Raw genomic sequence first — 23223 nt, 5'->3', positions numbered from 1 at the left:
ATCATTTTACGTGTATAATTTGATTACTTGACGCTATTGGAGATAGTTATCATATGCCTAGTTTGCCCAAACTACTGATATTTGTTGCTGTTATCGTACTATTATTCGGAACAAAAAAATTGCGTTCATTGGGCTCTGATCTTGGGGCTTCAATTAAAGGTTTTAAAAAAGCCATGAATGACGATGATGACAAAAAAGAGACTGATGATTCACAAAAAGTTGAACATCTTGACTCATCAGCTAATAACCACGCCGATAAAGAGTAACCCGTGTTCGATATTAGCTTTGGTCAGCTACTATTAGTATTAATTATTGGACTGGTTGTATTAGGACCGGAACGTTTGCCTATTGCGATTAAAACTGTTGCCGGATGGATTAAAGTACTCCGTCGCATGTCAGCAACTGTCCAGTTAGAATTAAATAAAGAACTCAAACTGCAAGAATTACAAGATAGCTTAAAAAAAGCCGAACAAAGTGGTTTGAACACTCTTACCCCAGAACTGCAAGCATCAATTGATGAATTAAAACGGGTAACTGAATCACTGCAAAACGAGATTAATTCAGTCAGTCCAATTGATACAACAATTCCTTCAGATAAAGATAAATTATGACAGAAGACGCAACCCAACCACTTATTGGACATCTGGTCGAACTCAGAACAAGACTTTTACGCTGTATCATTTGTATATTACTAGTCTTAGCATGTTTACTTTATTTCTCAAATGATATCTATCATATTGTTGCTAATCCGCTTATCAGTCAATTACCTAAAGGTAGTAGTATGATTGCGACCGATATTGCGGCTCCTTTTTTTACACCAATTAAACTGACGGCTGTTGTTGCAATATTTATATCTATTCCTTATCTTTTATATCAAGTTTGGGGATTTATTGCTCCGGCACTATATCAACATGAAAAACGGCTGATTATGCCATTAATTATTTCTAGTACGGTACTTTTTTATATTGGTATTGCGTTTGCATATTTTGCTGTATTTCCTTTGGCATTTTATTTCTTTATCCATACAGCACCAGTTGATGTTGCGATAAATACTGATATTACAAAATATCTTGATTTTGTCATGACACTATTTATTGTATTTGGTTTTGCATTTGAAGTACCTGTGGCGATTATTTTGCTTTGTTGGACTGGCGTTACTACTCCTAAAAACTTACGAAAAAAAAGACCTTATATTATTGTCGGTGTGTTTGCTGTAGCGATGTTTGTTACCCCACCAGATGTATTTTCTCAAATTTTATTAGCTGTACCTATCTGTTTATTATTTGAAATAGGGACATTTTTTGCCCGTTTTTATCAATCTAGAAAAAAAATCCAACCAGACGATGAATGTGTTGGGGATTAATAATAAATTGATAAGTGATTTACTGAATAACAAGTAAAGGATATATGACCATAATGAAAACTTCACTTCCTGAGTTTAATCAAGCAAATGTTCTGGTTGTTGGCGATATAATGTTAGATCGCTATTGGTATGGAGGTACTAACCGTATATCACCAGAAGCACCAGTGCCAATTGTTAAAGTTGATGCTCTAGAAGAACGCGCTGGCGGTGCAGCCAATGTAGCTATGAATATAACCTCTTTGGGCGGTAGCGCAAGATTAATTGGTTTTACCGGTATTGATGAGCCAGCCAAAGTACTTGATGAACAACTGACTAAACGTAATGTCCATTGTGATTTTGTATCAGTCTCAACTCATCCAACAATTACCAAATTAAGAGTTTTATCTAGAAATCAACAACTCATTAGAATCGATTTTGAAGAGGGTTTTAATAGTGTTGATCATACACCTATTTTAGAACGTATTGAAAGTGCACTTTCAACCTCTAAAGTATTAGTACTATCTGATTATGCTAAAGGTGCCTTAACCGCTGTACAAGCAATGATTAAACAAGCTCAAAAAGCAAATGTACCAATATTGGTTGATCCGAAAGGCACTGATTTTGAGCGTTACCGTGGCGCAACGTTATTGACGCCAAATATGTCTGAATTTGAAGCGGTTGTCGGTGTTTGTAAAACAGAGCAAGAGATTATCGAAAAGGGCTATCAACTGATTAAACAGTATGATTTTAAAGCATTACTTGTCACTCGCAGTGAAAAAGGGATGACGTTATTACAGTTAGATAAGCCTGTTTATCATCTACCTACGCAAGCCAAAGAAGTATTTGATGTTACTGGCGCCGGTGATACGGTGATAGCGACCTTAGCTGCTTCATTAGCCGCAGGACAATCACTTGAAGAAAGCTGCTTTTTAGCGAATGCAGCAGCAGGTGTTGTGGTTGGTAAGTTAGGGACATCTACGGTATCTCAAGTTGAATTAAGTAATGCTATCCGTGCTCGTACTGATGATGGTTTCGGCGTAATGACTGAAGAGACATTAAAAGAAGAAATTAACAAAGCGCGTCTTCGTGGTGAAAAAATTGTCATGACTAATGGTTGTTTTGATATTTTACATGCAGGGCATGTCTCTTATCTTGCTAATGCCCGTAAACTAGGCGATCGTTTAGTTGTGGCAGTAAATAGCGATGCTTCGGTAAAACAGCTTAAAGGACCATCACGCCCAATCAATCCATTAATGCAAAGAATGATTGTTTTAGGTGCGCTTGATTCTGTTGATTGGGTTGTTCCTTTTGAGGAAGAGACTCCACAACGATTAATTGCCAGTATCTTACCTGATGTATTAGTAAAAGGTGGTGATTATAAACCTGAAGATATCGCAGGTGGAAAAGAAGTTATCGAGGCCGGGGGAATAGTTAAAGTCCTCAATTTTGAAGATGGTTGTTCCACAACTAACATCATTGATAAAATTAAACAGCAATAAATAATATCTGGTAATAAATGGCTACTTATTTAAGTAGCCATTTATCTAAATAGATGATTACTCTTATTTAATTTTTTCCATTATTTTTTATCTTTGTTTTATTTCAATTAAGATATATTTTAGTATCAATAAAGATCACATATTTAATGACTAATAAGGAATAAAATAATGAAACTAAAAATTACAGTGTTGTTAATGATATTGATGAGTGTCGCTTGTCATCGAGTACCTGTTCAAAAATATCTATATGAAGCAAATCTCCATGACCCAGAACTGATATTCACCACTGAAACTTATTATCCTACCTATTTTTCTTTAAACATTTATGATGGTAAAACTAGCAACTGCGCTAATTTTCAAAGTCTTGGCTATGTATTCCCACATAAAATTGTACCATTTAATATTTATCCTAAATACGTTCCCTCAATTGAAACTAAATCTCCAGCCAATAAACTTGTTACGGTTATTGGCAAATCACGAGATGATAAAGTTTCTTGTACCACAAAATATCACCAATTTACCGCTGAATTGGGTAAAACATATAATATTTTATATAAACTTGAAGACAGAAAATGTTATCTTGAGATTACTGAAAAAATGAGTTCTAAACCTGTCAATTTTCAGGCATTGAATAAATGTGGGGAATAGTCATATCAGTAGCAATATTATTATGTTAATGAATAAAATTATTCTCCGAAACTAATCAATAGTTAATAACTATCGTTAAATTTCATAATTAATACTTTTTTTATTGTCGGCTTTATGCAAAGCTATTAACCATCAATTGCTAATTTGTTTTTAAGGATTTTTTATATGACTAAACACTATGACTATATTGCTATCGGTGGTGGTAGTGGTGGTATTGCCTCAATTAACCGAGCTGCATCATATGGTAAAAAGTGTGCCATTATTGAGGCTAAATTATTGGGTGGTACTTGCGTAAATGTTGGTTGTGTGCCGAAAAAGATTATGTGGTATGGTGCACAAATTGCTGAAGCAATTAACCATTATGGCCCTGATTATGGATTTGATACAACAATTAATCATTTTGATTGGGATAAACTCATTGCAAGCCGAACTGCTTATATTGATCGTGTTCATCAATCTTATGATCGTGTATTAAATAATAATAATGTCGATGTGATCCATGGCTATGGCAAATTTGTTGATGCAAAAACGATTGAAGTTAATGGCGAACACTATAGTGCCGATCACATACTCATTGCTGTAGGTGGAAAGCCAACGATTCCAAATATACCAGGAGCACAATATGGTATCACTTCTGATGGATTTTTTGAGTTAAAAGCACTCCCTAAACGAGTAGCAGTTATTGGAGCTGGTTATATAGCTTGTGAAATTGCCAGCGTGTTACATTCACTTGGCGCTGAAACACATCAATTTGTTCGCCAAGGTACACCATTACGAGCTTTCGATCCGTTAATCGTAGAGACACTTATGGAAGTGATAACCAATGATGGCCAGCATCTGCACACCTTTGCCATTCCATCTTCTGTTAGCAAAAATAGTGACCAATCATTAACGTTAACATTAGAAAATGGTGAGAGTTATACTGTTGACTGCTTAATATGGGCAATCGGTCGTGAACCAGCAACCAAAGAAATGAATTTATCTGCTGCCGGCATTAAAGTTGATAACAATGGATTTATTATTGTGGATGAGTTTCAAAATACTAATGTCTCTGGTATTTATTCGGTAGGTGATGATACAGGCGCTGCAGCATTAACCCCTGTTGCGGTGGCTGCCGGTCGCCGTTTATCGGAACGACTATTTAACAATAAACCAAATGAACATTTAGATTATTCTAATATTCCAACGGTAGTGTTTACTCACCCACCGATTGGTACAGTTGGTTTAAGTGAACCGCAAGCTATATTGCAATATGGTCCAGAAAACGTCAAAGTTTATAAATCTACTTTTACTGCCATGTATACCGCAGTCACTTCGCATCGACAACCTTGTCGAATGAAATTAGTCTGTGTTGGTGAACAAGAAAAAATAGTTGGTATTCATGGTATTGGTTATGGTATGGACGAAATCTTACAAGGCTTTGCTGTAGCATTGAAAATGGGAGCAACCAAAAAAGACTTTGATAATACCGTTGCAATTCATCCAACAGCAGCGGAAGAATTTGTCACAATGCGCTAATATTTATCATTCATCTTACTTTTTAACGAAAACAGGGCTATGGCCCTGTTTTTTTATTAATAGTCTTTAATGATCCGAATTATTTTGCCAGCCATTTTGGGCTAATGAAGTAAAGCCAACTACAACAGCCAGTAAAGCAACAGCTGAAATATAAATACCTGCGCCAAGATAACTAAATTCACCTAATAAGTGATCTGGACTTAACAAATAAATAGTTAACGTTGGAGTAATTGCACTAAATAGTGCGTAGGCTAAATTATAAGAGAACGATAATCCTGAATAACGAATTGCCGGTGGAAACGTTCTAGTGCCGATAATTGGAGTCATGGCGATCGATCCAATAAATAGACCAAATAGTGCCCAAATCGAATAAAGTTTTGTTAATGACATATCTGGCGCTAATGAACTGTAAAAATAGATACTGACTACAGCTAATCCGCCCCAAGTCAGGATTACTGTTTTAGCTGTACCTAATTTATCATCTAACCAGCCAGAAATAACACAACCAATAGATAAGGTTAAAGCAGCAATACAACCACCAATACGCCAATCAAGATTAGCAAAATGGTACATACCACCAACAATACGACCCGGGGTAATTAAAATACCAACCATAATAGCGGTTGATAATGACCAAGTTAATAAAGCGACAATCAAACATGCTGTTTTATGTTTTTTTAATACGGTAACTACAGGTATACTTTTTTCTAAAGCTTTACGTGCAGCTAACTCTTTAAAAATTGGTGTTTCAGATAAAAATTTGCGTAAATATACTGAAATAACCCCAAAGATACCACCAATAATAAAAGGAATACGCCATGCATAATCCAAAATATTTTGGTTAGTAAAATAGAGATCAATAATAATTGTGACGAAAAAACCAAGTAAGATACCACCAGTAATGCCTGATGTTAGAGTGCCGACACCTAAACCATAACGTTGTTTTGGGGTATGCTCTGCAATAAATACCCATGCGCCAGGCATTTCACCGCCGATAGCAGCGCCTTGTAGCATTCGCATCAATAACAATAATAATGGCGCTACAATACCAATTGTTTCATAAGTAGGCAAAATACCAATGATAAATGTAGGTAAAGCCATCATCGCCACACTTAAGGTAAACATTCTTTTACGACCAACTTTATCACCAAAGTGCGCCATAATAATGCCACCAACAGGGCGAACTAAGTAGCCTGCTGCAAAAATTCCCCAAGCAAATAAATCTAACGTTAACGGCGATAAGGTATGGGGTAAAAATAACGGTTTGACAATAGTATCAATATAGAGAGCATAGATAACAAAGTCATAAAATTCTAATGTCCCCCCTAAAGAGGATAATATCAATGTTTTTAAATCTTTACTGTTCAATGGACGTGCCACTGGTTGCCATTCAGCATTAATCTCGGATTGATTCATGAAAAAACCTTATTGTTATAGTTAAATAGATATAGCCAATTAAGAAAATGATTGTATTTTGACTAAATCTTAATAGTGAATGGTCATTCTGCCATAAAAAATAGACTTTTTTTTAATCATAAAAAAATTTAATCAATGACAATGATATGTCTGTTTGATTTATAATCAGTATAAAAAATGATATTAAATGAAAATTCTATTCAATTATCACGTATAATATTTTTGAAACATAAGGATGAAATAATAATGACAAAACGATGCAGTTGGGTGACAAATGACCCGTTATATATTGATTATCATGATAAGGAATGGGGGAATCCACAATATGATAGTCTAAAGCTATTTGAAAAAATCTGTCTTGAAGGCCAGCAAGCAGGATTATCGTGGATTACTGTTCTAAAAAAACGAGATGAATATCGTCGATGCTTTTTCAATTTTGAACCGCAAAAAATTATCCAATTAACGGCGGCTGATATAGAATCATTACTTGAAAATGAAGGATTAATTCGTAACCGACTAAAACTTAATAGCATTGTAAAAAATGCTCATGCCTACTTAGCTATGCAAAGTAATAATGAGGATTTTTCTCAATTTATTTGGTCATTTGTTAATGGTAAACCTATAATTAACCACTTTAATGATATAAGTGAAGTTCCAGTTAGCACCGAAATATCAGATAGAATGTCAAAAGCACTAAAAAAGAGAGGTTTTTCTTTTGTTGGAACAACGATCTGTTATGCTTTTATGCAATCAATGGGATTAGTTGACGACCATTTTGAAAATTGTTTCAAAAAATGAGAGGTATTATATGATAATCATTAAATTAATTAGATGGTTACTGATATTAATACTATTTTATTTTGTTATTTGTAATATTATTATTTTTATTTATGCTCACCAAAAACCAGCTGCTAATGCTGATACTCTGGTGGTATTAGGTTCACAAGTTGTTGGCACACCAGCACAAGCTCCTTTAACGTTACAAATTCGCTTGAATACTGCATTTAATTATTTGCAAGATAATCCCAATACAAAAGTAATTGTATGCGGAGGGCGGGGGAGTGATGAATCAGCGACTGAAGCGAGTGTGATGGCTGATTACTTAATCAAAAAAGGTATCGAATCTTCCAGGGTCTATTTAGAAGATAGATCAAGGCGAACGGCACAACAATTTGTCTATGCTAATCAAGTTTTGCCATTAGGAAAGACAGTTGTGGTGACTAATGATTTCCATATTTTACGTTCAATCATGTTAGCTAAACGATCTAATATTGATGATATTTCCGGTTTGTCAGCGCCATTAAGTTATAGCAATTTTGATAAATATATCGCCATGATAAGAGAACCATTAGCTTTACTTAACTCATGGCTATTTGATCATCCATTAGATTATGTTGAAACTAAAAATGATAATTAATCGGTCCCATTGCTTTAGACTATTTCACTTTACAGATTTTTAATGGTTGTCGTGGTATGATTAACCATTTCTATTTAAATTAAAATTGATAAATATGAATACAGATACAATTGTTGCACAAGCGACACCTCCAGGTCGTGGCGGTGTGGGAATATTGCGTGTTTCGGGCCCTAAAGCGCAAGATGTTGCTAAAGCCGTTTTAGGTATTTTACCTAAGCCTCGCTATGCCCATTATTTACCTTTTTTAGCATCGGATGGTACAACCTTAGATGAAGGTATTGCGCTATTTTTTCCTAATCCACACTCATTTACGGGTGAAGATGTGCTTGAACTACAAGGGCATGGTGGCCCAGTTATTTTAGATCTACTGTTAAAACGCATTTTAGATATTCCTAGTGTGCGGATTGCAAGGCCGGGCGAATTTTCAGAGCGAGCTTTCTTAAATGATAAATTGGATCTAGCCCAAGCCGAAGCGATTGCAGACTTAATTGACGCTAGCTCGGAGCAAGCAGCAAAATCAGCCTTATCTTCTTTACAAGGGGTATTTTCTAAAAAAATTAATACACTGGTTGAAGCATTAATTCATCTACGTATTTTTACTGAAGCAGCTATTGATTTTCCAGAGGAAGAGATAGACTTTTTATCTGATGGAAAAATAGCGGCAGAACTTGAGCAAGTCATACAACGATTAAACGAAGTCCGTCAAGAAGCTAAACAAGGTTCATTATTACGTGAAGGTATGAACGTCGTCATAGCGGGTAGACCTAACGCTGGTAAATCAAGTTTACTTAATGCATTAGCTGGACGAGATGCCGCTATCGTAACGGATATAGCTGGAACAACGCGCGATGTTTTACGTGAACATATCCATATTGATGGAATGCCTTTACATATAATCGATACTGCCGGCTTACGTGAAGCTAGCGATGAAGTTGAACGTATTGGTATTGAGCGAGCATGGCAAGAGATTGATCAAGCCGATCGAGTATTATTCATGGTCGACAGTACAACAACTAATGAGACAAATCCTGAAAAACTCTGGCCAGAATTTATTGAACGTTTACCGAAAAACATACCTGTCACAGTTATTCGCAACAAGGCTGATTTAACTGGTGAACCATTAGGTTATAGTGAACAAAATGGCTATTGTCTTATTCAACTATCGGCAAGAACCGGAGAAGGTATTACATTATTACGTGATCATCTCAAACAGGTTATGGGCTTTACTAGTAGCACCGAAGGTGGTTTTCTGGCTCGTCGTCGACATCTGCAAGCACTTGAGAAAGCAGCAGAGCATTTAAATAATGGTCAATATCAACTTACCACATTCCATGCTGGCGAACTATTGGCGGAAGAACTAAGATTAGCTCAAGAAGCACTAAGTGAAATTACAGGTGAATTTACTTCTGATGATTTATTAGGACGAATATTCAGTTCATTCTGTATTGGCAAATAAGTTTTATCTACAGATAACTAAATATTTTAAACAGATCTTTCTATTTCAAAACCCATATAATTTTTTAAGTTATATGGGTTTATTTTTCAGAGTTGTAAAAATTGTATTTTTATAAAAGTTTTAATTAAAAAATAGGGATAGATGCGAAAAGATTTATCCCTAATTTAAAATGATAAACAACCTATGCTGACTTATTTATTCTTGCCGGCATTATTGGGTACTAAAATTAAAATTGAAACAAAACATAACAGACAAAAGCCAACATTAATCCACAGTCCAATTGCTGCTGCTGTCGCTATACTTTGCCCATTAGCAATAATTGCAGCATAAGTTGATGCCGAAATCGCCACACCAAATGCACCGCCTAATGAGCTTGCCATTTTATATATTCCTGATGCAACACCAACTTTATCTTCCGGAGCACTAGCTATTGCGGTATCAATTGATGGTGTAGCATAAAAACCTAAGCCAAGACCCAATAAAATATAGCCGGCTAACACCGAAATAATATAAAACATATCGGGTAAAAAAGTCAGCGTCATCAAGGCAATACCCGAACCGGTAATTAAAGGCCCGAGTAGCATTGGTTTTTTCGCTCCGACTTTTTGTAAGATCTTTTCACCTACTCGAATCATACATAAAACCGAAACTAAATAACCAATGGTCAATAATCCATTTTCGAAAGAGGTAAAGCCTCGTCCTTGTTGGGTATAAGTACTGGCAACAATTAATGTACCGGCAACAGAATTGAGCAGAAAGTTAGATAAGGTAGCACCACGATAAGGGACGTTTTTAAACAGTGAAAAATCTATAAATGCGCCATTCGCTTTGCGATTTTCAATAACAAAAAATAAAATCAGAAAAACCAAACATATCGTAGCGAGTGATAATGTCATTACACTAGTCCAACCAAAAGTAGATCCTTTGGTGATGACAAGGTTTAACGTAACTAAAGTGATCACAAAAACGAATAGCCCAACATAATCAAATTTGGGCAAACTTGATGGATCGTCAATCTTAGTTTCTGGTGTCCCTTTCAATAACAGCATACCTAACACAGCACAGCTGATTGAGATAATAAAAATCCATTGCCAACCTAAATAAGTGGCTATTGCTCCACCGGCAAGTACACAAGTTCCTGAACCACCCCAAGAGCCAATTGACCAAAAACTCAATGCTCGTTGACGATCTTTACCTTGATAATAGGTTTTCACTAATGCCAACGTCGATGGCATAATACAAGCAGCAGATAAGCCTTGGATAATACGACCAGTAATAAACAGCACTTCACCTTGTGCGCAGATCAAACAAAGACAACCAATAATACTTAAAATAAAACCTAAATAGGTAAAACGAACACGGCCAAAGCGATCAGCTAATCCGCCAGCAACGACAATAAAACAACCTGAAAACAGAGCGGTTAAACTGACAGCTAGATTGAACGATGCAGGTGTAATACCGATACTATGTTGAACAGCCGGCCCGACATTGACAATAGACTGAGCAAAAAGCCAAAAAGTAATCACCCCTAATACAATGCCGAATGTTAACCGGTTATGACTTTTAAACTGCTCTATGGCTGAATTTTGAGTATTTGACATATTTAAATTTGACATAGCTGCACATTAATCCTTATATGTTTAAATAGCTTTCAGTTAATGCCACCCAATATGATGCAGCGGTAACAATACATTTATCATTAAAATCATAACCAGGATTATGCACACTACAAAAACCAGGTTCATCGCCATTACCGATAATCATATAGCAGCCATTAGGATTACTTTCTAACATAAAAGCAAAATCTTCACTGCCCATAAAAGGATGACAATTATCATGCACGCGATCTTCACCGACTAATTTTTGTGCGACTTCTAATGCAAATTTGGTTGCATCTGCACCATTATGTAAAACCGGACTACCATTGACATGCTCAATTTGTACTGAGGCGCCAAAACTTTCCGCTTGCGCAGTGGCAACTTCGCTAATACGCTTAAGTAGTAACGCTCGGGTATCATTATCTAATGCTCTAACTGTTAGTTTCATAAGTGCATCGCTGTTCACCACATTTGGCGCTTCACCTGATTGAATACAACCAATCGTGATAACGGCTTGCTCAAATGGTGATACATTACGAGAAACAATACTTTGCAAGGCAGTGCCGATATAACAAGCAACAAGGGTGGCATCAATTCCTCGTTCAGGCATGGCACCGTGAGCACCTTTGCCTTTAATCTTGATATGAATAGTATCGGATGAGGCCATAAGTGCGCCGGCTTTGAAATAGAAATGACCTTCTTTAAAACCTGGCATGTTGTGGATACCGAAAATAACATCACAAGGAAATTGTTTGAATAAACCGTCGTCAACCATTACTTTACCACCATATAACAACTCTTCAGCTGGTTGAAAAATGACATGTAAAGTGCCATCAAAGTGACGGGTTTCGGCAAGATATTTGGCTGCACAAAGTAAAATAGTGGTATGACCATCATGGCCACAACCATGGAATTTGCCATGGGTTTGACTGCTCCATGGTTTTCCTGATGCTTCAATAATAGGTAGCGCATCCATGTCGGCTCTAATACCAATTTTTTTATCACTAGTGCCATTTTTTAAAACACCAACCACCCCGGTTTTAGCTAAACCACGATGTACTTCATAGCCCCATTCAGCCAATTTACTTGCCACTAAATCGCTGGTTTTATGTTCTTCAAAACCTAATTCAGGATGTTGATGAATTTGATGGCGGATATCAATAAACTCTTGCTCTGTTTTTCTAATCGTTTCCATAATATGCTGCATTTTAGGCTCCTAATTAACCTGAATATCGTTATGAAAAAAATAAAAAGAAGGGAACTACACATCTAAACTATGATTAACACTATGATTAAATTTAAAACCTGCAAACAACTTAATCAGTAAAACAGCTTAGATGAATAAATATACAATAACCGCTATTCTTGTGAATGTCGATGATTTCTATATGGTAATATTTGAAAATTGTTATATCGAATTAGCATTGAGGTAATAGTCTGATCGAAAAAATGACTTGGTAAATTATCTATTAACCAAACTTCATTATCGGCTAAATAAAACTCAATACCTTATGATATATAGTTAAAGAACTTCTCTTAAGACAACTGGTTTTCCATGACGTATACCAACGGTTATAGCTGTTTTTCTATTATGGATCTCAAATATCAATTAAACGGTATACACTTCTCAATTATTTTTACAAAAAATATAGATCAAAATAAATTCTTAGCTTAATCTCATTGAGCATATTAAAAATTTGGTTAATTTATTTTTCCAAGTAGGCTTGGTTTTAGTTTGTTTTGGCGTAATATAAAGATTAAATTTTAATTCATTAATGGTAATAGCTAACAGATTTGTTTTATTTAAAGAATAATCTAATTTTTCTATCTGTTGCCATTGATAATTTATCGGTAAATTATTAAATAACCAAAAGGGGTTAATGATGAAATTAATAGTCGATAATATGAGTTGTCAGCATTGTGTTAAAACCATTACTAAAGCAATTAATGATATTGATCCTAAAGCGAAAGTTACTGTTGATTTAGCTAAGCATGAAGTTGATATTGATGGTGGTACTATCTCGCAAGAAGCGGCAATTGCAGCAATTAATGAAGCGGGATTTGAGTTTGTCGGTATTGCTTATTAACAGTATTTAGCGTTATTAAATTTTAGGCGATTATCTCATCGCCTAAATCTTAGAGAGTACTTTTATCAAATCATCGATTAACAGTTTTTGTATATTTCTACCACCATTGATAAAAATGGTGAGTAGGTCCAATTCCCTTACCAATTTTTAAACTATCTGCATGCTCAATAGCGCCTTGTAGGTAGTTTTTAGCATATTTTATTGCTTCTTCTAAATTATGTTTCGGTAACAATGCTGCAATTGCCGCAGAGAGGGTGCAACCTGTACCATGAGTATTTTTAGTGACGATTCTCGGTGATGACATTCTGATAATTTTATTGTCAGTGATTAGATAATCAGGACTTTCTTGACTTGGCAGATGTCCGCCTTTCATTAAGACTGCCTGACAACCCAATTTTAGTAACTCATAACCTTGTCGTTGCATTTCATCTTCGTTTTTAGCTTCCTGACAATCAAGTAATGCAGCCGCTTCAGGTAGATTAGGGGTGATGATTGTGGCTAATGGTAATAATAGATCTCGAATAGCAGAAACGGCATCAGCTTTTAACAATGGATGTCCGCCTTTAGCAATCATTACGGTATCAAGCACAATATTGGCAATAGGATGATTGTTTAATAGCTGATGAACTGTAGTAACAATCTCTTTATTCATTAGCATGCCAATTTTAACACTATCAATGTGGATATCTTGATATAGTGTATTAAACTGTGCTTCAATAAATTCAGCGGGAATGGCATGTACACCATTAACTCCTTGCGTACTTTGTGCGGTTAATGCGGTGATCACTGACATACCATAAGCACCAAGTGCTGAAAATGCTTTTAAGTCAGCTTGAATACCTGCGCCACCACTAGGGTCACTGCCTGCTATTGTTAATGCAACTGTTGTCATGATTTGGTTTCCTATTTTGCCAGTTTTATTTTACTGATTAGGTCGGATGTTGCTTTGGCAAGATTAGCTTGTCCGCATATTGCCGACACAACGGCAATACCTTCAATGCCAGTTTGGATTACTTCGGTTAAATTATTCACGCCGATACCACCGATAGCCACGGCAGGGCATTGTTTCGCTTTAACCAGTTCTTTCAATTGAGTAATGCCTGTCGCAGCTGCGGCATCCTTTTTGGTTGTGGTTGGATAGATAGGCCCTATGCCAAGATAATCGACTAAATGCCAAGGAACATTCTCTAGTTGTGATTGATTTGAAACTGAAAGTCCTAACCATTTGTCTGTGCCAATTAGGCGTCGAGTAACGTCGACCGGTAGATCGCTTTGTCCTATATGAACGCCATCAGCATCAATGGCTAAAGCAATATCAACATGGTCATTGATAAATAGCGGAACTTGGGTGCGACTTAACACTTCTTTGAGCGCTTGTGCGGCGTCATACCAATTTTTACCAGAGTATTCTTGTTCTGAACGTAGTTGCACTGCGGTAACACCATTCTCAACAGCAATTTTGGTGGTAGTGACCATACCATCTATACCGCCACATAATAACGGGTCGAGGACTAAATAGAGGGTTAAATCAAGTTGCTTTTTCATCAAACATCCTTATTTTTAGTTTTGATTGAATCGTGAAAGATGATCAATAACAGCAATGGCGAAACTACCTAACCCTTGTTGCTTACTAGCGAGTTGTCCTGCTTTTTTCATCATAAAACAAGCAGAGGCGGTTGCAATTAAACGATCTTCACTAGCGGCGATAAATGCGGCCGCCATTGCTGATAATGAGCAACCTGTACCAGTTACTCGGGTTAGCGCGATATCGCCACCGACAATGCTATAAATTTGTTCACCATCTGTGACATAATCTATCTCACCTGTTATTGCGACAATGGTTTGATATTTTTGTGCTAATAGTATTGCTGCATTTAATGCAGAATCGGTAGAATCAAGTCCATCAGGCCCTTTCGATGATGATTGTTGACCACTCAATGCGAGAATTTCAGAGGCATTTCCTCGAATAACACTTGGTCTAAAGGTTAACAGTTGTTTGGCAACTTCAGTGCGGTATTTAAGTGCCGCACCAACCGCGACAGGATCCAGTACCCATGGTGTCTGCGTCTGTTCAGCTTTAGCTGCAGCTAATAACATACTATTTGCGCTGTGCTCATCAATGGTACCAATATTAATTAATAAACTACTGGCAATAGTTACAAAGTCCTCAACTTCTTGTTTAGCAACGACCATTGCTGGCGAAGCACCAATGGCTAATAAGACATTGGCGGTAAAATTCTGTACCACATCATTGGTAATGCAATGGACTAACGGGCGTTGTTGTTTAACTTGCTCAATAAAGGGAATGGCATCATTGTTTTGAAATAACTGAATGGTAGACATATTCTTTCCTTATTTATTATTGATATTAAGGGAAGAATGTGTCAAAACGGATAATTAAGACGGAGACTTCCCTACGCTGGTATGAGCCAGATCAGGTTCAACGGGTAAAATCTCAGTTTTTTGTAGTAACAAAAAACACCCCGAGTCAAAAATAATTTATAAAAACAGTTTTATTATGTACTCAGTTTATACTTTATACAAGCTATTGTAATAATCTTTCGATATCGCTAATAGATCGTCTATCTGGTAAGAAAATGATTAAGTGATCACCATCTTCGATCATTAAATCGGTATTAACAATAATCACATCTTCACCACGCACCACAGCACCAATAGTTGCCCCTGAAGGCAATTTTAGACTGTTAATATTTTTACCAACTAATTTTGAATTTTCTGCCTCACCATTGGCAACTACTTCGACAATTTCTGACTCACCCTGACGTAGTGAGACCACTTTAACCACACCTGTTTGTCTAACATGACTTAATAGCTCTGAAATAGTTGCATGTTGTGGTGAAATGGCAATATCAATTACGCTATCGTTTATTAACTCTAAATAAGCTTGTCGTTGAATAAGTACGATGACTTTTTTGGCTCCCATCCTTTTGGCAAGCATTGACGACATAATATTTGATTCATCATCACTCGTCACTGCCACAAACAGATCGGTAAGTTCGACTTGTTCTTGCGATAATAGCTCTTGATCCGATGATTCACCATGTAATACGGTCGTATTAACTAACTGCTCGGCAATTAATTCTGCTTTTTCGGCATTACGTTCAATCAATTTAACTTGATAATCGTTTTCTAATCGCTTAGCTAAAGCAACAGCAATGCCACCACCACCACTAATGAGTATTCGTTTATAAGGCTTTTCTAACCGTTGTAATTCACTGGTTACCGCTTTGATGTTAAGCGGTGGGGTAATAAAGTAAACCATATCCCCAGCTTCAATCAAAGTTGAACCAATCGGACGAATAAAACGATTTTTACGATAAATAGCCACCACCCGAGCTTCGACATGAGGTAAATGTTCTTTTAGCTCTGATAATTCACTACCAACCAATGCACCACCATAGTAAGCTGTAACGGCAACTAAGCAGACTCGATTATCATAAAATGAGGCAAATTGTAGTGCGCCAGGATATTGCACTAGCTGGCTGATTTGATTGGTGATTAGGTTTTCTGGGGCAATAATATGGTCGATATTAATACAATCTTTATTAAAAAATGAGTATCTTTCATCATTATATTCTGGAGCTCGAATACGTGCGACTTTTTGAGGAATATTGAACATCACATGCCCAATCTGGCAAGCCATCATATTGACCTCATCAGAATTGGTAACAGCGACTAACATGTCGGCAGATTCTGCACCAGCACTTTCTAATACTTGTGGATAAGATGATTTTCCACAAATAACTTGTAAATCAAAACGTTCTTGCAATGATTGCAACTTGTCATGATCTTCATCAACAACAGTCACATCGTTCTGTTTTTCGGTAACCAGATATTCGGCAAGAGCACTACCTGTTTGACCTGCACCAAGAATGATAATTTTCATAACTAACCTATGATAATCAAAAAGGCTTTAATAGCATCTTTCGTTAATAAAAACGATAGTGCGTTTAGTCATTAAAGCCAATTGATATTGTTTAGCGTTAATTGCAATCTAGTTTTACGGTTAATTATACAAAACCGATTGCGTCATAAACTTTTTTCAACGTTGGCTCTGCTTTTGCTCGAGCTTTTTGTGCACCTTCTTGCATAATTGTCAGAAGATAATTTTCATCATCACGATACTGATGATACTTTGCTTGTAAACCAGTTAACATATCAATAACTTGATTTGCGACCTCGGTTTTTAGATGACCATACATTTTACCTTCAAATTCTTTCTCAAGTTCAGCAATAGGTTTACCCGTAATACCGGTTAAGATATCTAACAGATTTGATACCCCCGTTTTATTTTTTAAATCATAACGTACGACTGGTGGTTCATCAGAATCGGTCATTGCCCGTTTAATTTTCTTCTCGACATCTTTTGGATTTTCAAGTAACCCAATAACATTATTACGATTTTCATCTGATTTAGACATTTTTTTGCTAGGATCTTGTAACGACATAACCCGAGCGCCAACTTTAGCAATAAATGGTTCAGGAACAGTGAAGATATCGCCATAAAGGGCATTAAAACGCATAGCAATATCGCGAGAAAGTTCAAGATGTTGTTTTTGGTCATCACCAACGGGAACTAAATTAGCTTGATATAACAAAATATCGGCAGCCATTAACACTGGATAATCAAAAAGCCCGGCATTTATATTTTCTGAATGACGAGAAGATTTATCTTTAAATTGTGTCATACGGCTCAATTCACCAAAATAGGTATAACAGTTTAATGCCCAACCTAATTCAGCATGTGCAGGCACATGGGATTGCACAAAAATAGTACTTTTTTGTGGATCAATACCACAGGCTAGATAAAGTGCTAATGTATCAAGTGTTGCTTTACGTAACTTATTAGGATCTTGGCGTACCGTGATCGCATGTTGATTGACGATACAATAAACGCAATCATATTCATTTTGCAAAGACACCCAATTCTTTAAAGCACCTAAATAGTTGCCTAATGTTAGTTCTCCTGATGGCTGAGCGCCACTAAATACAATTGGTTTACTCATAATTTATTCCTAATTTAAACTTATTATTTTTTTGCTTCAGCTTTTGGCTGAGGTAATAGGGTTAATATATCTTGAAAATCATCAAATAAAAAATCGGGTTCACTTGTTGCAATTGATTCGCCATAATTATAACCATAACTTAACGCAACAGTAGGGCAATTAGCATTTTTGGCTGCGGTAATGTCATTTTTCGAATCACCAACAAATAATAACTGATCATTGTATAATCCAAATGTTGCCATGACTTGATAAAGCGGAGCAGGGTGTGGTTTTAATTTAATTACATCACCGCCGCCGAGTACTAATGAAAAATACTCTTTGATACCTAATGAGCTTAGTAATCCCGGTAAAAATTGTGCCGGTTTATTAGTTACAAGTGCTAAAGGATAATGATTTTCATAAAGAGTTTTTAAGGTCTGTTTTACATGAGGAAACAGTGTTGTCTGTTCATCCATAACCTTATCATAATGCTGACTAAATATTTGTTTAGCTTCAGCAAAATATTCTTTTGACGGATTAATATCAATGGCTTTGAAAACGCGTTCAAGCATCACATCAATACCATTACCTACCCAGTTTTTAACTTGTTCATTGGTAACTGTTGGTAAATTTAAATCTGCCAACATTTTCTGGGTTGCTAAAGCAAGTCCAGGTACGCTATCTACTAATGTTCCATCTAAATCAAAAGCAATAGCTTGAATATCATCTAATTTAGCCATGTTTTACTCCTGCTAACTCTTTACGCATTGTATCAATTACCGTTTTATAGTTAGGTTGACCAAATATGGCTGAGCCAGCAACAAACATATCGGCTCCTGCCTTGGCAATTTCAGCTATATTATCTACTTTTACACCGCCATCAATTTCTAGGCGAATATTTCTACCAGAATCAATAATGCGTTGTTTAACTTGCCGCAATTTTTTAAGCGTTGCTGGGATGAATGATTGACCACCAAAACCTGGGTTAACACCCATCAATAAAATAATATCAACTTTATCCATCACATAGTCTAAATGGTCAAGTGGTGTTGCTGGATTAAGCACAATACCGGCACTGCAACCATGATCTTTAATTAATTGTAATGAACGATCTAAATGAATTGTCGCTTCCGGATGAATAGATATGTTTGTTGCTCCAGATTTGGCAAAAGAGGTAATTAGCTCTTCAACTGGAGAAACCATTAGATGGACATCAATTGGAGCACTAATTCCATAGTCTCGCAGTGCCTTACAAAACATACTACCCATTGTTAAATTGGGAACAAAATGATTATCCATCACATCGAAATGGACAACATCCGCTCCTGCATCTAATACTTTTTGGGTATCTTCACCAAGACGAGCGAAATCGGCGGATAGTATTGATGGTGCAATAATAAATTCATTCATAACATACCTCTACTCATAAACACCTTATACTTAAAAATAGCTTAAGATTTTTGGTATAAGGCCAATATTTCATCAATTTTTTTGCGTCCTTCGCCAGCGCAACTAATTGAGCGCCGCATTTCTGCTCGGTAAAGATGGCGCGCTTTACTATATAACGTTCTGGTATAGTGAGTATCATGATTTGATACCAGAACTGGAATCTCTTTTTTATAGGCAATTTGCTCAGCTAATTGTGACAACCTTTGATGTTCGTCAAACCCAAAGTTATTAGAATAGTAGGCGGTAAAACCTGCTGTTTCATTAGGTGATAGATAAGGTGGATCACAATAAATAACGGAGTTACGTTTCGCCATTTTCATCGCTTTATGATAAGGCGTACAGACAAACTCAGCATTTTGCGCTTTTTTGGCAAAGAAATAGAGTTCCCTTTCCGGGAAATAAATAGTCTTGTAACGGCCAAATGGGACATTAAATAAACCACTATTATTATAACGACATAAGCCGTTGTAACAGTGACGATTTAAATAGACAAATAAAAGCGATCGTAAATATTGATCTTTGCTATAATTAAACACATCACGTAGTTGATAAAATGCTTCAGCCTGATTATTTTGATCATTAAATAGTAATTTAAGATCATTAATAAACAGCTCCGGATTGGATTGTAATAGCTTAAATAGTGCAATTAGATCATGATTGATATCAGCTAAAATATAACTTTTGAAGTTAGTATTTAAAAAAACGGAACCAGCACCTACAAAGGGCTCAATGAGTTGTTCACCTTCCGGTAGATACTGTTTTATAGTGTCTACAAGCTCATATTTTCCTCCAGCCCACTTTAAAAAGGCTCGTCGCTTCTTCAACGGAAACTCCTATTTTGTCATTGGTAGGATATATGAACAATATCCCTTACTATTTTGCCGATTTTTCTTTATTAATAGTTGCGCCAGATTTAACCCAAGGTTTATCTTTTTTTAGTGCATCTGGTAAAGACTTGATTGCTTTTCTGGCTTCATCAGCAGAATTATATGTACCATTAACTAAAATAAACCATTTGACATTATTTCGTTTAGTTTCATAAATTTGGTAATTGGTTATATTATGTTTTTTTACCAATTTTTTTAAACCTTCAAGCGAGGTTGAAGCACTCAGTTGAATTGAAAACTGATTACTCTTTATTTTGTCAATTTTAGTCGGTTTAGTATTTACTTTAGAACCACTAGTTGATTCAGTATCAGGTTTATTGACTTTAGATTCAACTTGGTTCGGCGAGTTTAGTCTATTATTATCCACATTATTATGCGATGAATTATTACCCTGATGAGTATTATGGTCAACTTGTGACTCAGGTTTACTCTCTGGTGAACTCTGAGTGTTTGCATCACTACCGTTACTACCAGTTAATTCGCTACTATTTTGTTGTTCATTAACATTGGTAATTGGTGCTGGCGCCATAGGCGATGGTACCGTATCAGATGCTTGACCTTGAGCTGTAGCCGTTGCAACGTCATTGGATTGTGTTGTTATGGTTGGCTCAGGTTCTTGCGTTGAAACACCGCTAACTTCAGGAGGAGTTAGTTGTGTAGGTGTTTTTGGTTTTGACGAACGAAATAACATTGTGCTAACTAATAAGACAATAATAACAACAGTTAACCCCATAATTATCAATTTCTTTTTCGAATAATGCTGAAAAAAATTGGTAATATTAAATGAGGGCGTAGACGGCTTATTGGATTGTTCTGGTATATAACGATCATCTTTATCTACACGCATATTAACTCCTTAACCTATTAACAGGTCTAATGCCTTATAACCAACCATGGTTTATGAATCAATGATTTAAATTTGTTCAATTTTATCAATGATATACCCAGCAACACCTTTGGCACTTTGCTCATCGGTTTTAATTGTGATGTCAGCAATTTCTTCATAAAGAGGATCTCGTTCCTGAGCTAATTCTTCATAAAGTTCGCGAGGGGTATTGCCACCTTGTAATAAAGGACGACGTTTATCCTTTTGTGTTCTTGCCATTTGTTTTTCAATAGTCGTTTCTAAATAAACGACAATACCACGTGCTGATAATCGATTACGTGTCTCTTTCGATAGTACTGAACCACCACCGGTAGCAAGTACTACACCTTGTTTTTCAGTCAATTCATTAATGACTTTCTCTTCTCTGGCTCGGAATCCGTCTTCACCTTCTAAGTCAAAGATCCATGCAATATCAGCACCTGTACGTTTTTCGATCTCTTGATCAGAGTCAAAAAATTCCATGCCTAACTGCTGTGCAATTTGTCGGCCTATTGTGCTTTTTCCTGCCCCCATTGGGCCAATTAGAAAGATATTTCGCTTTTCTGCCATTGTAGTTTCATCATCTATTAATTTTGGTTAAAATTTACAACACAATATCAATTTGCTATGATTTTTATCATCATTTTATCTTTGAATTGTGTAACTTTCTTGGATCTCCGTCTAACGACAAAAATTTAGGTCGGTAATTATCTCAATAGATAGCCCTATTTTGCAACAGGTATTTATTAATCAGTTAACTTATCCCCGCTTGATGTAGGTCATGAATATTAAGTGCTCCAACTAATTCACCTTGATTATTCACTACTGGCGCAGCTGTAATATTATGATCATTAAAAGTTTTTAAGGCTTCGACCGCTTTCCAATTTTCCGGTATTTGATGTCCTGGACTGGTCATTACTTCAATAATATTGTCTTGTAGTGTACCATGTTTTAATAGTAATCGACGCAAATCTCCATCAGTAAAAACACCAACAATTTTATTATCATCTTGACATATTGCAACTAACCCTACACCAGTTCGACTTAATTCTAACATCGCATCGAGTACCGTTGCTGATTGTGAAACTTTAGGAATTAAATCTCCTTTTCGCATAATATCTTTTACGTGATTTAACAATTTAGCTCCTAGACTACCAGCAGGATGTGAACGAGCAAAATCCTCTTCTTTAAAACCACGAGCTCGCATAACGGCAATAGCCAATGCATCACCCATTAATAATGTATTAGTTGAACTTGATGTTGGTGCTAGTCCCATTGGGCAAGCTTCTTTTTCAATTGAAATGTCTAATACTGCTTGGGCTGCTGTCGCAAGTGGCGAATCAAGTCCACCAGTAATAGCGATAACCGGAATATTCATAGCAGCAAGGATTGGTAAAATAAATTGAAACTCCTTTGCCCGACCAGAATAAGAGATCAAAATTACTACATCGTTTTCGGTTACCATGCCTAAGTCACCGTGTAGCGCTTCTGAGGGATGCATAAAAAAAGCTGGACTACCAGTACTAGCTAATGAAGCGGCGATTTTTTTTCCAATATGTCCTGATTTACCAATACCTGACACGACAACTTTTCCCTTGGTGGACAAGATGAATTGACAAGCCTTAATAAAGTCTTTACCAAGTCGGGCGGGTAACTTTTGTGCTTCGTGAAGTTCAAGTTCAAGAAGTTCTCGACCATATTGTAACAATTTATCCATGTTTAATTGCCTATTGAATTAAATTTACACAAAAATTAAATCTATAATCAATTTTATGATTATATTTAATCAGATTATGCTAGATAGTCTAACAATTAACTATTGAATATTCAAAAAGCTTTTAGAATTAAAAAACAAAATAAGTGAGACAATATTTAAGAATGGCGTTTTTAAAAGGTTAACACTATGTTTTAAAGATTTAACTCTCTAATAATATTTACAAAATTTAACAATTACATCATTAAATGTAGTTGCGTAGATTTTTTTGTGGCACTATACTCTATAGATTATTTTAACCGCAATATTTGGTGGTAATTT

At 36.1% G+C, this 23223-nt stretch carries 23 protein-coding genes, 1 pseudogene and 1 riboswitch; of the genes and pseudogenes, 10 read left to right on the top strand and 14 right to left on the bottom strand.

The genetic code is table 11. The features are described 5' to 3' along the window. Nucleotides 1–53 precede the first annotated feature (53 nt). From tatA to gorA, 6 genes and pseudogenes are all read left to right on the top strand, one after another. Entirely contained in the window at nt 54–266 is a 213-nt protein-coding gene (gene tatA / locus B6C84_RS11685) for a twin-arginine translocase TatA/TatE family subunit (RefSeq protein WP_086353849.1), read from the top strand. 3 nt (nt 267–269) lie between these two features. Next, nucleotides 270–548 (top strand): annotated as a pseudogene (gene tatB / locus B6C84_RS01450) (Sec-independent protein translocase protein TatB); the annotation flags it as partial. 59 nt (nt 549–607) lie between these two features. Beyond that, nucleotides 608–1363 carry a twin-arginine translocase subunit TatC gene (gene tatC, locus B6C84_RS01445; RefSeq protein WP_086353850.1) on the top strand — a complete coding sequence of 252 codons (756 nt, stop codon included), beginning with the start codon at nt 608–610 and terminating at the stop codon, nt 1361–1363. Nucleotides 1364–1416: 53 nt separating this feature from the next. Next, on the top strand, nt 1417–2841 hold the full coding sequence (hldE, locus tag B6C84_RS01440; protein WP_086353851.1) for a bifunctional D-glycero-beta-D-manno-heptose-7-phosphate kinase/D-glycero-beta-D-manno-heptose 1-phosphate adenylyltransferase HldE: 1425 nt from the start codon (nt 1417–1419) through the stop codon (nt 2839–2841). A 168-nt stretch (nt 2842–3009) separates the two neighbouring features. Then, nucleotides 3010–3489 (top strand): hypothetical protein, encoded by a 480-nt coding sequence (locus tag B6C84_RS01435; protein ID WP_034901300.1) that lies wholly within the window; start codon nt 3010–3012, stop codon nt 3487–3489. Nucleotides 3490–3654: 165 nt separating this feature from the next. Further along, nucleotides 3655–5007 (top strand): glutathione-disulfide reductase, encoded by a 1353-nt coding sequence (gene gorA / locus B6C84_RS01430; protein ID WP_086353852.1) that lies wholly within the window; start codon nt 3655–3657, stop codon nt 5005–5007. Nucleotides 5008–5073: 66 nt separating this feature from the next. On the opposite strand, the gene B6C84_RS01425 is transcribed toward gorA, so the two are convergent. Continuing rightward, entirely contained in the window at nt 5074–6423 is a 1350-nt protein-coding gene (locus B6C84_RS01425) for an MFS transporter (RefSeq protein WP_065577525.1), read from the bottom strand. A gap of 246 nt (nt 6424–6669) precedes the next feature. Here B6C84_RS01425 and B6C84_RS01420 point away from each other — a divergent pair, with 246 nt between their 5' ends. The 3 genes from B6C84_RS01420 to mnmE all read left to right on the top strand — a co-directional run bounded on the left by B6C84_RS01420 (nt 6670) and on the right by mnmE (nt 9296). Further along, nucleotides 6670–7221 (top strand): DNA-3-methyladenine glycosylase I, encoded by a 552-nt coding sequence (locus B6C84_RS01420; RefSeq protein WP_034901305.1) that lies wholly within the window; start codon nt 6670–6672, stop codon nt 7219–7221. A 10-nt stretch (nt 7222–7231) separates the two neighbouring features. After that, nucleotides 7232–7840, top strand: coding sequence for a YdcF family protein (locus B6C84_RS01415; protein ID WP_081299995.1), 609 nt, complete (start codon nt 7232–7234; stop codon nt 7838–7840). Nucleotides 7841–7934: 94 nt separating this feature from the next. Beyond that, entirely contained in the window at nt 7935–9296 is a 1362-nt protein-coding gene (gene mnmE / locus B6C84_RS01410) for a tRNA uridine-5-carboxymethylaminomethyl(34) synthesis GTPase MnmE (protein ID WP_086353853.1), read from the top strand. Between the two features lie 191 nt (nt 9297–9487). On the opposite strand, the gene B6C84_RS01405 is transcribed toward mnmE, so the two are convergent. Further along, nucleotides 9488–10912, bottom strand: coding sequence for an MFS transporter (locus B6C84_RS01405; protein WP_086353854.1), 1425 nt, complete (start codon nt 10910–10912; stop codon nt 9488–9490). 16 nt (nt 10913–10928) lie between these two features. Beyond that, nucleotides 10929–12101, bottom strand: coding sequence for a M20 aminoacylase family protein (locus B6C84_RS01400; RefSeq protein WP_086353855.1), 1173 nt, complete (start codon nt 12099–12101; stop codon nt 10929–10931). Between the two features lie 676 nt (nt 12102–12777). On the opposite strand from B6C84_RS01400, the gene B6C84_RS01395 reads away from it, so the two are divergent. Continuing rightward, complete coding sequence (locus tag B6C84_RS01395) at nt 12778–12981, top strand: heavy-metal-associated domain-containing protein (protein WP_198197801.1); 204 nt, start codon at nt 12778–12780, stop codon at nt 12979–12981. A gap of 97 nt (nt 12982–13078) precedes the next feature. On the opposite strand, the gene thiD is transcribed toward B6C84_RS01395, so the two are convergent. From thiD to gutQ, 11 genes are all read right to left on the bottom strand, one after another. Next, nucleotides 13079–13873, bottom strand: a complete 795-nt coding sequence (thiD, locus tag B6C84_RS01390; RefSeq protein ID WP_086353856.1) for a bifunctional hydroxymethylpyrimidine kinase/phosphomethylpyrimidine kinase — start codon at nt 13871–13873, stop codon at nt 13079–13081. An 11-nt stretch (nt 13874–13884) separates the two neighbouring features. Beyond that, complete coding sequence (gene thiE / locus B6C84_RS01385; RefSeq protein ID WP_086353857.1) at nt 13885–14526, bottom strand: thiamine phosphate synthase; 642 nt, start codon at nt 14524–14526, stop codon at nt 13885–13887. A gap of 15 nt (nt 14527–14541) precedes the next feature. After that, nucleotides 14542–15315: a hydroxyethylthiazole kinase gene (gene thiM / locus B6C84_RS01380; RefSeq protein ID WP_425319286.1), complete on the bottom strand. Its 774-nt coding sequence runs from the start codon at nt 15313–15315 to the stop codon at nt 14542–14544. A gap of 60 nt (nt 15316–15375) precedes the next feature. After that, a riboswitch (TPP riboswitch) is annotated at nt 15376–15477 on the bottom strand. A 49-nt stretch (nt 15478–15526) separates the two neighbouring features. After that, a complete protein-coding gene (gene trkA / locus B6C84_RS01375; protein ID WP_086353859.1) occupies nt 15527–16888 on the bottom strand; it encodes a Trk system potassium transporter TrkA in 1362 nt (453 codons plus the stop codon). Nucleotides 16889–17012: 124 nt separating this feature from the next. Then, nucleotides 17013–18008, bottom strand: coding sequence for a tryptophan--tRNA ligase (trpS, locus tag B6C84_RS01370; RefSeq protein ID WP_065577517.1), 996 nt, complete (start codon nt 18006–18008; stop codon nt 17013–17015). A 23-nt stretch (nt 18009–18031) separates the two neighbouring features. Then, nucleotides 18032–18727 (bottom strand): phosphoglycolate phosphatase, encoded by a 696-nt coding sequence (locus B6C84_RS01365; RefSeq protein ID WP_086353860.1) that lies wholly within the window; start codon nt 18725–18727, stop codon nt 18032–18034. Beyond that, a complete protein-coding gene (rpe, locus tag B6C84_RS01360) occupies nt 18720–19397 on the bottom strand; it encodes a ribulose-phosphate 3-epimerase (RefSeq protein WP_086353861.1) in 678 nt (225 codons plus the stop codon). The genes B6C84_RS01365 and rpe overlap by 8 nt, the downstream gene beginning before the upstream one ends. A 41-nt stretch (nt 19398–19438) precedes the next feature. Further along, nucleotides 19439–20260 carry a Dam family site-specific DNA-(adenine-N6)-methyltransferase gene (locus B6C84_RS01355; RefSeq protein WP_034901325.1) on the bottom strand — a complete coding sequence of 274 codons (822 nt, stop codon included), beginning with the start codon at nt 20258–20260 and terminating at the stop codon, nt 19439–19441. Between the two features lie 49 nt (nt 20261–20309). Next, on the bottom strand, nt 20310–21170 hold the full coding sequence (locus B6C84_RS01350; RefSeq protein WP_086353862.1) for an SPOR domain-containing protein: 861 nt from the start codon (nt 21168–21170) through the stop codon (nt 20310–20312). Between the two features lie 66 nt (nt 21171–21236). After that, nucleotides 21237–21758, bottom strand: a complete 522-nt coding sequence (gene aroK / locus B6C84_RS01345) for a shikimate kinase AroK (protein WP_034901329.1) — start codon at nt 21756–21758, stop codon at nt 21237–21239. 184 nt (nt 21759–21942) lie between these two features. Further along, the gene (gutQ, locus tag B6C84_RS01340) at nt 21943–22905 is read right to left on the bottom strand and encodes an arabinose-5-phosphate isomerase GutQ (RefSeq protein WP_065614018.1); all 963 of its coding nucleotides are present in this window, start codon (nt 22903–22905) and stop codon (nt 21943–21945) included. Nucleotides 22906–23223 lie beyond the last annotated feature (318 nt).

It is taken from the genome of Gilliamella apis, assembly GCF_002142155.1.
Lineage (GTDB): Bacteria > Pseudomonadota > Gammaproteobacteria > Enterobacterales > Orbaceae > Gilliamella > Gilliamella apis.
The sequence above is the reverse complement of the archived record's forward strand: the minus strand, read 5'-3'. Positions and strand labels throughout refer to the sequence as shown.

What these genes read in the sequence shown, in the direction of transcription:
- aroK (WP_034901329.1), bottom strand. Translation starts at nt 21,758, where the DNA reads ATGGCAGAAAAGCGAAATATCTTTCTAATTGGCCCAATGGGGGCAGGA.
- mnmE (WP_086353853.1), top strand. Translation starts at nt 7,935, where the DNA reads ATGAATACAGATACAATTGTTGCACAAGCGACACCTCCAGGTCGTGGC.
- thiE (WP_086353857.1), bottom strand. Translation starts at nt 14,526, where the DNA reads ATGAAAAAGCAACTTGATTTAACCCTCTATTTAGTCCTCGACCCGTTA.
- gorA (WP_086353852.1), top strand. Translation starts at nt 3,655, where the DNA reads ATGACTAAACACTATGACTATATTGCTATCGGTGGTGGTAGTGGTGGT.
- hldE (WP_086353851.1), top strand. Translation starts at nt 1,417, where the DNA reads ATGAAAACTTCACTTCCTGAGTTTAATCAAGCAAATGTTCTGGTTGTT.
- B6C84_RS01415 (WP_081299995.1), top strand. Translation starts at nt 7,232, where the DNA reads ATGATAATCATTAAATTAATTAGATGGTTACTGATATTAATACTATTT.
- B6C84_RS01400 (WP_086353855.1), bottom strand. Translation starts at nt 12,101, where the DNA reads ATGCAGCATATTATGGAAACGATTAGAAAAACAGAGCAAGAGTTTATT.
- B6C84_RS01425 (WP_065577525.1), bottom strand. Translation starts at nt 6,423, where the DNA reads ATGAATCAATCCGAGATTAATGCTGAATGGCAACCAGTGGCACGTCCA.
- trpS (WP_065577517.1), bottom strand. Translation starts at nt 18,008, where the DNA reads ATGAGTAAACCAATTGTATTTAGTGGCGCTCAGCCATCAGGAGAACTA.
- thiD (WP_086353856.1), bottom strand. Translation starts at nt 13,873, where the DNA reads ATGACAACAGTTGCATTAACAATAGCAGGCAGTGACCCTAGTGGTGGC.
- rpe (WP_086353861.1), bottom strand. Translation starts at nt 19,397, where the DNA reads ATGAATGAATTTATTATTGCACCATCAATACTATCCGCCGATTTCGCT.
- tatC (WP_086353850.1), top strand. Translation starts at nt 608, where the DNA reads ATGACAGAAGACGCAACCCAACCACTTATTGGACATCTGGTCGAACTC.
- tatA (WP_086353849.1), top strand. Translation starts at nt 54, where the DNA reads ATGCCTAGTTTGCCCAAACTACTGATATTTGTTGCTGTTATCGTACTA.
- B6C84_RS01405 (WP_086353854.1), bottom strand. Translation starts at nt 10,912, where the DNA reads ATGTCAAATTTAAATATGTCAAATACTCAAAATTCAGCCATAGAGCAG.
- B6C84_RS01350 (WP_086353862.1), bottom strand. Translation starts at nt 21,170, where the DNA reads ATGCGTGTAGATAAAGATGATCGTTATATACCAGAACAATCCAATAAG.
- gutQ (WP_065614018.1), bottom strand. Translation starts at nt 22,905, where the DNA reads ATGGATAAATTGTTACAATATGGTCGAGAACTTCTTGAACTTGAACTT.
- B6C84_RS01435 (WP_034901300.1), top strand. Translation starts at nt 3,010, where the DNA reads ATGAAACTAAAAATTACAGTGTTGTTAATGATATTGATGAGTGTCGCT.
- trkA (WP_086353859.1), bottom strand. Translation starts at nt 16,888, where the DNA reads ATGAAAATTATCATTCTTGGTGCAGGTCAAACAGGTAGTGCTCTTGCC.
- B6C84_RS01365 (WP_086353860.1), bottom strand. Translation starts at nt 18,727, where the DNA reads ATGGCTAAATTAGATGATATTCAAGCTATTGCTTTTGATTTAGATGGA.
- B6C84_RS01420 (WP_034901305.1), top strand. Translation starts at nt 6,670, where the DNA reads ATGACAAAACGATGCAGTTGGGTGACAAATGACCCGTTATATATTGAT.
- B6C84_RS01395 (WP_198197801.1), top strand. Translation starts at nt 12,778, where the DNA reads ATGAAATTAATAGTCGATAATATGAGTTGTCAGCATTGTGTTAAAACC.